At 42.7% G+C, this 1,682-nt stretch carries 1 protein-coding gene; it reads left to right on the top strand.

Annotated elements, in window-relative coordinates:
- Nucleotides 1-79 precede the first annotated feature (79 nt).
- Nucleotides 80-1,615, top strand: a complete 1,536-nt coding sequence (locus tag V9K67_RS26935) for an IS1182 family transposase (RefSeq protein WP_336728215.1) — start codon at nucleotides 80-82, stop codon at nucleotides 1,613-1,615.
- Nucleotides 1,616-1,682: the final 67 nt, after the last annotated feature.

Here is a 1,682-nt window from a genome sequence, read left to right as displayed (position 1 = left end):
CGTCAAACTGTCTAAAAACTATTGTCATTTGAGTCTGTTCAGAAAGGCATAGGTAAGTGCTTATTGTTATCTTTACTGCATGCAGTACATTCAAGGTACAGACCGCACACAAGCTGTTCTTTTTCCTCGAAGTCTCGATGAAATTATTGATGAAGACAATGAAGTGCGCATCATCGACTTGTTTGTAAACAGCATTGATCTTGCACAGTTTAACTTTCGCATAAAGTCTTCCCCGGAAGGCAGACCGCCTTACAATCCCAGAGATCTGCTGAAGCTCTATGTGTATGGCTATTTAAACTCCATACGTTCTTCCAGGGCACTTGAAAAGGAATGCAAAAGAAATGTCGAACTTATGTGGCTGCTTCACCAATTGGTGCCCGATCATAATACCATCTCGAATTTTAGAAAAGACAATGAAAAGGCTATTCGAAAGGTGTTTCGCCACACGGTATCCATAGCAAAAAGCTTTGACCTTATTGGTGGCAAACTGATAGCCGGCGACAGCACCAAACTTCGGGCCCAGAACAGCAAAAAGAACAACTTCAATGAGAGCAAGATCACGCAGCACCTGCAGTACATAGAGAAGCGATTAGATGAGTACAACCAGGCACTGGAAGAAGCCGATGAAGAAAACAGAAAAACTATTCAGCAGCAGATTGAAAAGCAAAACCAACGAAAGGAAAAATACAACCAGCTTAGTGAACAGTTGCTAAATTCTGGTGAAACCCAGATAAGCACCTCAGATCCGGACAGTCGGCAGATGATCATCCGTAATAGCATTACTGAAGTGGCTTATAATGTGCAAACCACCGTGGATGCCAGGCATAACATTACCCTAGATTATAAAGTCACTAATGAAAACGACAGCAAAGCCATGGGCGCCATGCTGCGCAGGGCCAAAACGATACTGGGCCACACAGACTTTACGGCCCTTTATGACAAAGGTTATCACACAGGCAGTGAGCTGAAGAGGGGTATAGAGATGGGAATAGAGCTGATGGTAGCTATACCAGGCGTGGCCAGCTTTGCTCCCGATGATAATTACAACTTTGATAAGTTTAGCTACGATGCACAAAATGATAACTACACTTGTCCGCAGGGAAGTATACTGCTTACCAATGGTAGTTGGTACGTTAAAAGCAAAGAGCGTTACCTGTACCATGTAAAACATTATAAAACCTCTGCCTGCAGTACTTGTCCTGCACTAAGCCGATGTACTAAAAACAAAAAGGGAAGGCTGATTGAACGCAGCGAGTATCAGCCCTATGTAGATCAAAACAAACAAAACATTGAATCAGATTCCGACACATACAAAAAGCGGCAAGCCATTATTGAGCACACATATGGCATTGTAAAGCGGCAGTGGGGCTTTTACTTTGTGAGCACCAAAAAAGGAATAAAAAGGGCCAGCGCTGACGTGGGCTTCATGTTCACCGCTTTTAACCTGCGCCGCCTAATGAACATTCTTGATAAAAATGCACTGAAAGAGTACCTGCGGGCACTTGCGCAGACATTTTTTACTAAAACGACCCTTTTAAAAGCATTTTCAGAGCCCATGTTCTATTCCATTTTTTTCTCTGCTTTTTATCTGTCCCAGGGAAAAGCTGCCGCATAAGGCTTTGTAACGACTTTATTAATCCTTAGATTCGAACAAAACATCAGTTTTTAGACAAACTGACGTT

It is taken from the genome of Huijunlia imazamoxiresistens (assembly GCF_037132455.1).
Lineage (GTDB): Bacteria > Bacteroidota > Bacteroidia > Chitinophagales > Chitinophagaceae > Flavisolibacter > Flavisolibacter imazamoxiresistens.
This window is presented reverse-complemented; position numbering and strand designations above follow the sequence as displayed.

Excerpts from the sequence above, each read along its gene's own strand:
- V9K67_RS26935 (WP_336728215.1), top strand. The coding sequence starts at position 80 with ATGCAGTACATTCAAGGTACAGACCGCACACAAGCTGTTCTTTTTCCT.